The following is a 2,644-nucleotide window of genomic DNA, read 5'->3' on the forward strand; positions in this document are numbered from 1 at the left end:
CAGAAGAACCCGCAGGTACAAACTCTGAGTCTTTAGAAATTGATTTATTTGGCACAGTGGCAGCGCTGCAACCACATGAGTACAGGGAGATAACGAGACAGAAAAATGCAAGTAGCAACCTCATATCTATCCCATTCAGACTAAAAAGACAGGATCGGATTTGAGTCATTCTACAACGAATAAGCACTTTATAGAACCAAGCTGTATGAACGTATCCATGCACTCTTCCAACTTCACCTTCCCTCACAGGCGGTTCAAAATGCATCTTTTCGTCTCCAGCGGGTTCAATAAGTACCCGCACAAAAATGAGCTTTTATTTCAGACAGGAGAGCATTTGAGCAAGCGTCTATTCAACGGGCACTTATACCGTACAGCAGCGAGTATGAAGTTCTGGCACAATAAGAGCAGTCGGCTGGAGGGGTGTGCATGTCTATTAATTATCAACAGGTTCACTTTGCGGCTGCCTATGGCACTGCTGCGCAACTACCCAAATCTACGCGCCCCGAAGTCTCTTTTGCAGGACGCTCCAACGTGGGCAAGTCATCGCTCATGAATAGACTTTTTAATCGTCGTAGTTTGGTCAAAGTTTCATCTAAACCAGGAAAGACAAGCACTATCAACTTCTTTCCCACCGATATGGTCGATTTTGTCGATTTGCCTGGTTATGGCTTTGCAAAAGTCAGTGCGAGCGAGCGAGTGCGCTGGAGCGACCTGATGAATGGGTATTTTGAACAGCCTCGCCAACATGCTTTGGTAGTATGTCTTATCGATATCCGTCATGATGCAAGTCCTCTTGACACTCAAATGGTTAACTACCTTGCCGACCATCAGCTTCCCATGGCAATTGTCTTGACCAAAGCAGACAAGCTGAGCAAACAAAAGCAAGTCAAGCAAACGCGCACACTTTGTGCCCAGCTCAAAGCTCCTGGAGATACTCCTGTATTGATTTGCTCGTCAGAAACCGGGCAAGGCATTGAAGATTTGCGTACGCTTATCGGCGAGTTTGTATCTCCTTGGGCATAGCCATGCGTGACTGTGATGTCTTGGTCATAGGCGCCGGTATTGCAGGCACGACCGCTGCTCTTGCTGCGGCCAATACTGGTGTACGTGTCATACTCGCAAGCACCGCTCACATCTTTTCTGGCTCAAGCTTTTTTGGTGGCACGTGGGGTCTGGGACTCATCGGCCCCCAAGACACCTCAGATGAAGCAGAACTTACGCAGACGATACTTTCTGTTGGACGCGGAATGGCAGTACCCACCCTGGTTACACAGCTCGTCAAAGGTATCGAACCCGCAATCCAACGACTTGAATCACGCGGTGTTCATCTGCGACATGCTCAAGCGGCCGAACAACAAGAATTCATTCCCTGTTTTGATCACAAGCAACGCAGTTGGCAGGGTCTTGGTCGCAGCGCCTATCGAAAAGCGATTGCAGATGCCCTTGAAATTCAACAGCTCACGACGCTTCCCTACCATGAGCTCATCGACCTAGTGGAAGACGACTGTGGCATATGTGGAGCTCTGCTTTATGACTCAACTCAGAGCGAGTTGAGACAAATCAAAGCAGGCGCAGTCGTACTTGCCACAGGTGGTTTTGGCGGACTGTTTGAGCACACTTTAACTATGCCCGATGTACTGGGCACTGCTCAGGCCATTGCTCTCAAACATGGAGCTGCACTTATCAACGCTGAATTCATCCAGATAATGCCAGGGCTTTTGAGCCCAAAAAAGGGAATCGTTTTTAATGAGAAAAGCTTCCGTTTTGCTCGTCTCGAGGGATTTGAGGAGCAAAACTTCCCTCATCTTATGACAGCTCGCGCAGATCATGGGCCCTTCTCGGCAAGCCTACCTGACCATCTTGTAGATCTTGCTATCGCCCGCAAGCCCGGTGGAGCAAAACTAAACTATAGCTTACCTGACGTACTACCCGAATTTATGCAGACCTATGCCGACTGGTTTTACCATTGCTTTCACTGCAGCCCCTTTGAAAACGTACGCATTACCCCTTATGCTCATGCCGCAAACGGTGGCATTTATATTGACAGCTCAGCCTCCTGTGGCATACCTGGACTTTTTGCCTGCGGAGAAGCCACCGGCGGCATGCATGGAGCAGACCGAATAGGAGGTCTTTCCAGCGCTAACTGCCTCGTCTTTGGCAAAATTGCGGGTCAGGCCGCAGCAGCATATGCGCAAAGTCACACGACAAAAATGCACAGCATCGTTTTGCCCACAAAGGCTGCCAGCATTACCGACTGCCAATACGCACTCAAACACATTCGCCACATCATGGATACAAACTGTTTGCTAGGACGGGAGAGTAGGACACTTACCCAGGCTCAACAGCAGCTATCTCATATCCAGGCTCAGCTTTCTCAGCGTTTTACGCCAAGCTCAGATCCTCAAAGCATCGCTCTTACGGCACGCGTTAGCTACGCCTGTCTCAGCGCACGGGCTCTTGTTGCCGCAATGCTTGCTCGTCCTGAAAGCCGCGGGTCGCATTTCCGACATGACTTTCCCACGACAAATTCTGCATGTGCTCAAGCTCATACGCTCACCCTACGCCGTGAAGAATTTGACATTACTCCTATTGTTTTTTAGGACTTTTTGTTTGTTGCTCGTCACATACCTATGGATTCCCACCG

Annotated in this window: 2 protein-coding genes; both read left to right on the plus strand. The window is 49.3% G+C overall.

Translation table 11 applies throughout. From position 1 onward, the window contains the following. Nucleotides 1–426 precede the first annotated feature (426 nt). The gene (gene yihA / locus Q0X25_RS08360) at nt 427–1,023 is read left to right on the plus strand and encodes a ribosome biogenesis GTP-binding protein YihA/YsxC (RefSeq protein ID WP_298581200.1); all 597 of its coding nucleotides are present in this window, start codon (nt 427–429) and stop codon (nt 1,021–1,023) included. 2 nt (nt 1,024–1,025) lie between these two features. Further along, complete coding sequence (locus Q0X25_RS08365) at nt 1,026–2,600, plus strand: FAD-binding protein (RefSeq protein ID WP_298581204.1); 1,575 nt, start codon at nt 1,026–1,028, stop codon at nt 2,598–2,600. Nucleotides 2,601–2,644 lie beyond the last annotated feature (44 nt).

The organism is uncultured Olegusella sp., from assembly GCF_947253395.1.
GTDB lineage: Bacteria > Actinomycetota > Coriobacteriia > Coriobacteriales > Atopobiaceae > Olegusella.

Coding starts and splice junctions, on each gene's coding strand:
- yihA (WP_298581200.1), top strand. CDS start 427: ATGTCTATTAATTATCAACAGGTTCACTTTGCGGCTGCCTATGGCACT.
- Q0X25_RS08365 (WP_298581204.1), top strand. CDS start 1,026: ATGCGTGACTGTGATGTCTTGGTCATAGGCGCCGGTATTGCAGGCACG.